The organism is Gilvimarinus gilvus (genome assembly GCF_030518155.1).
GTDB classification, from domain to species: Bacteria; Pseudomonadota; Gammaproteobacteria; order Pseudomonadales; family Cellvibrionaceae; genus Gilvimarinus; species Gilvimarinus gilvus.
The window spans coordinates 215,776-222,300 of record NZ_JAULRU010000577.1; the positions used below are offsets into that span (position 1 = coordinate 215,776).

The following is a 6,525-nucleotide window of genomic DNA, read 5'->3' on the forward strand; positions in this document are numbered from 1 at the left end:
TTAAAAACTCACGCGAATGCCGGCCGATGCCGAACGCGCAGCGCGTGGTGCAATATCTTTAATGAATGAGGAATGCACACGGGCGGTTTCGTTTAACAGGTTATCGCCACGCAAGAACAGTTTGGCCCCATCCAACACCGGCAAGGTGTAACTCACCTCGGCGTCCACCCAGGTATATGCGTCGGTACTGGTTTCCAGTTCGGCCGTATTGTCGGCTTCGAAATAGTGCGTAGCACTGGCGCTCAAGAGCCAAGGGCCCTGCTCATATTCGGCCCGCATGCCCATACGCAGGGGCGGAATACGCGGCAGGTTGCCACCATCTTTCAGGGTTGCGCGTATATAATCGGCCGTAAAGCGTAAGGTCAGTGGGTCGCTTACTTGCCAGTGCACCTCACCTTCCAGGCCATAGAGCTCTGTATCGGCCGAGGTATACTGGTAGACAGGTAGAGCCTCATCTTCGTGCTCGTCATGCCCCACTTCTTCATGATCGTGCTCGTCCTCTTCATGATCGTGCTCGTCCTCTTCGTGATCATGGTCGTGACCGCTCTCAGCGAATAGGCCCGTTGCGCGCTCGTAGTAGAAGTCGTCAATCTGGTTGTAGAAGGCACCAATCACGAAACCAATATCGCCGGAAAATTTACGCAGGGAAATATCAATATTATTCGCGGTTTCCAACTCCAGCGGCTGCTCAGAGAAATTAACGACCCAGTCGCCGTGTTCATTTGATGCGATATCAAACAAAGCACCCACTTCAAAAGTCCCCGCGCCAATATGCGGGCCAAAAGACAAGGCTTCAGCCGCCGACGGTGAGCGCTGCGAGTGTGACACCGACAGCCCCAAGTTATAGCCCTCGGCAAAATCCCACACGGTGCCAGCGGATAAACTGTATGGCGTAAATTCGTGCTCAGTGCGATACACTCCGCGCTCGCCTTCGCTATCGAGCAGTACATCGGTAGCGTCAATTTGGATAAGCTCCAAACGCCCACCTAATTGCACCAGCCAATCGCCAAAGTGGCGCTCTTCCATCACCGCCGCTGCAATCGACTCTGTGGTCGCCGGTGGTGTAAACGCTTCCTCACCTCGTGCCCAACTTTCTTCACGCTTGCCGTGTAAACTCACGGCACCGCGCCACTCGGCCAGAGGCTGGTGAAATAAATCGAGACGCGCTTCGTGCAACTCGGTCGCGAAGATCGTGCCTATAGCATCGCCTTCCACTTCCTGATGCTGATAGTCGGTATAACCGTAACGAAAACGCGCCTCTGACAGTGGTGAGTCATCGAAGCTGTATTCGCTGACCAACTGCACACGGTCTTGCTCAAGCTCGGCCTGAACCGAAATACCATCGTGACTGTGACCGGGAATACCGTAGTTGCGCTCAAGCCTGCCTATACTAATACCGGTAAATCCATTATCGCTCAGGTAGCTGCCGCCAAATGTTGCGCCCTGACTGTCGTAGGCGGAGTTTTCTAAAACGCCGTAGGTGGCGTCATCGTCGGGATTGAGCTCGGCATATTCGGGAACCTCCAGATCATCCGCGTCGCGCCAAAAACCATCGACATGAAAAGCAAAGTCACCGGCGCCCACATTGGCGCTACCCTGCACGACCGGCTCACTGTTGGCACCGTTGTATTCCAGCTGTAGTTGACCAAAAGTCTCGGCATCTTGCGGCACGCGATCATCCACCACATTGACCACGCCGCCTATGGCGCCATTGCCATAGAACAAGGTGGCCGGACCGCGCAAAATTTCCACCTGGCGAGCCGTGGTCGCCTCACCGGTCACCGCATGATCTGGGCCGGAACGGGACACATCACCCACATCCAGACCGTTTTGCGCGACCAATACACGGGGGCCAGACAAGCCGCGAATAACCGGGGTACCCGCAACCGGGCCGTAGTAACTTGAATGCACGCCCACTTGTTTAGCGAGGGTATCGCCCAGAGTAGCGGCTTGCTGATCACGCAGCGCATCGCCGCTCAATACCGTTACGGGGGTTGCCGACTCTAATTGCGAAACGTGCCAGGGCAGCCCAGTGACATCGACCACCTCCATCACAGTTTCATCGAGAGTAATTGTGAGAGAGTTACTGCCGCCGTGGACATGCACATTTTTGTGCATGTAGCGCGGCGCACGCACATGCAGCTCAACGTCGTCACTGGACAGATCATCCAATGTGAAATTGCCATCCGCATCGGTAAGCGTGCGGGTACGCGTCCCCACCACTTGCACTGTCGCATCACCTACAGGCTGACCAATATCATCAAGCACCACACCCTGAATCGTATCGGCACTGGCCCAGGCAGGCAGCACCAAGCAACCCAGGGTCAACAAAGACCGTTTCAACACATACACCCCCAATGGCTGAAAAAATAAGAAAGGACAGAGGCCAACTTCACCTCCAATAGGCAAATGTTATAACATAACAATTGAATAATGCAACAATATAACGTTTCGTTGTTTAGCCACTTGACGTCTGATGTCGGATGTCGGACGCTTGGGAGCGAAAATTTCCATGCGCTGCCAGAACTGTCGAACGGGTCGCGGCTCGCTGTATTTTGCGTCCGACGTCAGACTTCCGACCTCCGACTTATTTTTCAACCACTAGGACCTCCATGAACATCATCCCCACCAATATCATTACCGGCTTTCTTGGCGTCGGCAAAACCAATCTCATTAAGCACCTTCTTGCGCATAAGCCTGCGCATGAAAACTGGGCCATTCTGGTGAATGAATTTGGCGAAGTAGGCATAGACGGTGCCCTGTTGCGAGAAAACGGCACCATGGTGAAAGAAATCCCCGGCGGCTGTATGTGCTGCACGGCGGGGCTGCCCATGCAGGTAGGGTTAACGCAGTTATTACGCACGCAAAAGTTTGACCGCCTGCTGATTGAACCCACGGGGCTGGGGCACCCACTGGAGGTCATTCAAACGCTTCTGAATAGTTTTCAGGGCGTGCTCGAACTCAAGGCCTGCTTGACACTGATCGACCCCAGACACTTTTCCAGCGAGCGCCACTTAGGCAACGAGATATTTCGCCAGCAGCTCGACGTCGCGGATGTGATCGTCGCCAGCAAAACCGATTTGGCAAGCGAGAACGACTTGCAAGCCATGAACAAACAGCTCAAGACCTGGCAGTTAGATGAGCGCCCCGTCACCCAAGCCGAACAGGGCGAACTCTCTGCCCACTGGCTCAATTTGCCACACAACCAACATATCCCACTGCCCAGTCACGCCCATCATCATGGCGGTGACTACCCCGCAGCAACGCTCGCCACGCCAAGCGAAGAGCAACCCATTACTGAGAAGCGCAATCAAGGCCAGGGGTATTTCAGTTGCGGCTGGGCAATACATCCGGCTCAAGTATTCGCCCTGAACGATATATTTAACTGGATTAGCGGCCTTAACTGCGACCGACTCAAGGCTGTGCTCATTACCGACCAAGGCATTATTGCGCTCAATTTAGCCGACGGCGTGGTCAAAATGTTGGAGCTGGATGAGTGCGAAGATAGCCGATTGGAAATTATTCATCACGAAGAACTCGAATGGGATAAATTAGGGAAAGAGTTTGAGCAGTGTTTGGAGTGAGAACGGAGAACGGGAAACGGGAAACGGGAAACGGGAAAGATTAAATATGCAGCTCATTCAACACAAATAAAACAGCCCCTCGCGGGGCTGCTGTATGTTTATGAGAAACGTAAGCCACTGATTTTTAGCCAGGGCAGCTGGCTGCCACCGAAGTCAGTCACCTCGCGACTGATGGCCTGAATATCCTGTAACATTTGCGCGACGTTGCCGGTAATCATGGTCTCCGACAGTGCCTTGGTTTGCTTGCCACTTTCCAACAGAAAGCTATTTTTAATCACGCCGGAAAAATCACCGTTAGGCGCCGGGCTGCCCATCGACAAACGTCCCACCAATGCGCCGTGTTCAACACCGGCCAACATGTCAGCGCGACTCACATCGCCGCCATCGATACACCAACCGCCGGCAAATGGCGTATAGGGAATACCCAACTTACGGCTTCCAATATAAGAGGGCAGCTGACAGGTCAACTTACCTTGATCGAGCAAAGTAACCGGCTGTATTACAAAACCTTCGCCGTTAAACGGTGGCTGGCCCGCGCCTTGCGGGTTGTTACGAATGGACAACGCCGGCGTAGCGATACACTCACCCACCGCATTTTGATACACCGAGGCGTGACTCAACAAAGCCGCATCCCCTAACTGACGGGTCAGCCAGCCCACCAAATCCATAACAGCCATAGGCATTAGCACAACATCGCCGGTAAATTTTTCACCGATCATTTCAGTTCGGGTTTCGCGCGCACTGTTTGCCATAAGCAATTCAATATCCATCACCTCAGCAAGGCGTGCCGGAAGCGCGTTTAACTCACCACCGATAAACGTAAAGGAGCTACTGCCATGCTCATCTTTACTTGAACCCATGAGCCCGACACGGTAATGGCCCTGCGCTGCAACAAGTGCGGCGCCTTGTGTCGACACCAATGTGGATGTTGAATGACTGTGCTTTATCGCACACTCTTCAATCTGAAATGTCGGAAACTGTTCGCTGCGAACCTGCAGCAACGACTTTGCTGCGGCTGCGATGGCTTCGCGCTCTGGAGTTTGTGGACCGCGTTCAAACTGTCCTGTTTGTCCAGCAGCGACGGCGTAAGCTTCGTCTTGCGGCGAGTTAGCCACATCCCTTTGCATATCGGCGATGACCTGCTCTACCGTCAACTCATCCAAACGACTCACCGACGCGCTTACCCGCCGTTTGTCCTGGATCGCCATAACCGCCAGCGATTGACTTTCGGTGGTGCGCATCAGGCTCACATGATTGTGTGCGACGTTAAGCTCGTTAACATTTGTTTCGGTAATGGTAACCCGTGCATCGTCAAAACCGGCACCTTCAACCGCTGCCAATATTTGTTTGGCTCGTGTCAGCATATTACTCACCTCCTAGCTGTGCTTTGGCCCGAATCGCAGGGCCGCCCATAGACACGACCATCGGCTGTTTTTTACCGCAGTAACCGGCACTCTCCCAATGCATATCATCGGAAACAGCATCGACTGTTTGCAACATTTTGATGGCCGAACCCGACAGGGTCGTATCTTTAATGGCCCGGCCCAATTTACCGTCCTTAATTTCATAGCCGAGATTAATACCAAACATAAATTCGGTGGTGGTATCGGCCTGACCATTACCGGTTTTCATTAAATAGTATCCGTCTTCCACGTCGGCAATCATATCGTCAAGATTGCTGGTACCGGGCAAAATTGCCGTGTTGCGCATGCGAATCAGCGGCTCATCATCCGGCGAGTAAGCCCGGGCATTACCGGTGGCGGAATTGTCAAAACGCGAAGCGGTTTCGCGATTGTGCATAAAGTCGGTGAGTACGCCTTGCTTAATTAAAGTGACATCCTGCGCGGGCGTGCCTTCATCGTCGGCGTAAACCGGAACAGCTAACTCCTCGCCGTTGTAACTGTGGGCGAAGTCCACCATAGTAATTAAGTCGCTCGCAATACGCTGGCCTCGTTTATCGCCCGTGACGGCGCCACCGAGCACCAAATCGGCTTCGCAAGGGTGCCCCATGGCTTCATGGGCCAACATGCCGGCCAAGTTTGGGGCCAATACCACGTTCTGCAAACCGCCATCCGCGTGCACCGCCTCGCGCTTGGCCAGCAGGTGCTCATAGAGCCCATCCAGTTGCGGCTCGACCGAAGCCATAGCGAGATCCAAATTGCCGAAGCTGCCCTTGCCACTGATGATATGAGACAGCTCAACCGGTTTGTCGTCTTTGTCTTTCACCGTCAACAACAGATAAACCAAAGCGCGGGATATATTGTTATAGGCGCGGGCACCCAGGCTGTTTTGCACAAATTTATCGTGATACTCATCAAGCGCCACAGCGGTAACGGATACCACTTTTTCGTAACGGTTTTGCGTCAGGGCCGTAACCTCCTGCAACCACTCAATAAGCTGCTCGGACGACCAGTTTGGCTGGCAAGCTATGCCGTGCTCGCCCTGATACGCCTGCTGAGGCAGGGGCCGACTTTCGCCACCAAAAACCTGCAATGCGCTGGCGTTGGCCAATGCTAAATTGCCGAGTTTATCGGCGCCGGCCGGCTGAGTCGCCGAGGCAAACCCCCAGTAGCCATTTTGATAGACACGAGCAGACTGACCGCCCACATGCGAGCTGTCATTGGCCGTTAGGTTGCCATCAACCATATTGAGACGGCGCTTGCGCAGTTCGTGCTGCCGGAATTCGTTGTACTCGCCGGCATAGGAGAAATCGGAGAAAGACATGTAGCGCTCCTGGCGTTGTAGGATTGCCGAAGCTTAACAGAGCCATTGTGACAGCACAAAAAAGGGCCGGAAATACCGCAATGCTGTTCACTTAAGAGGAGCAGCATTGCGATCCACCGGATAGCGAGTCTTTGATATCTTAACCGTTCGAGGCGTTGTTGGTCTCGAACGCCTTTCTAAAAACAGGCTGCCGACTCCGGCTCTAAGCTCTGACAAT

The 6,525-nt window shown here is 53.7% G+C and carries 4 protein-coding genes; 1 reads left to right on the top strand and 3 read right to left on the bottom strand.

Features of this window, described 5'->3' with window-relative positions:
* On the bottom strand, positions 1 to 2,346 hold the full coding sequence (locus tag QWI17_RS13710) for a TonB-dependent receptor (protein ID WP_302723080.1): 2,346 nt from the start codon (positions 2,344 to 2,346) through the stop codon (positions 1 to 3).
* A gap of 266 nt (positions 2,347 to 2,612) precedes the next feature.
* On the opposite strand from QWI17_RS13710, the gene QWI17_RS13715 reads away from it, so the two are divergent.
* A complete protein-coding gene (locus QWI17_RS13715; protein WP_302723081.1) occupies positions 2,613 to 3,584 on the top strand; it encodes a CobW family GTP-binding protein in 972 nt (323 codons plus the stop codon).
* A 98-nt stretch (positions 3,585 to 3,682) separates the two neighbouring features.
* Here the strand turns inward: QWI17_RS13715 and QWI17_RS13720 are convergent, their stop codons facing one another.
* Positions 3,683 to 4,948 carry a TldD/PmbA family protein gene (locus QWI17_RS13720; protein ID WP_302723082.1) on the bottom strand — a complete coding sequence of 422 codons (1,266 nt, stop codon included), beginning with the start codon at positions 4,946 to 4,948 and terminating at the stop codon, positions 3,683 to 3,685.
* A 1-nt stretch (position 4,949) separates the two neighbouring features.
* On the bottom strand, positions 4,950 to 6,308 hold the full coding sequence (locus QWI17_RS13725) for a TldD/PmbA family protein (protein WP_302723083.1): 1,359 nt from the start codon (positions 6,306 to 6,308) through the stop codon (positions 4,950 to 4,952).
* Positions 6,309 to 6,525: the final 217 nt, after the last annotated feature.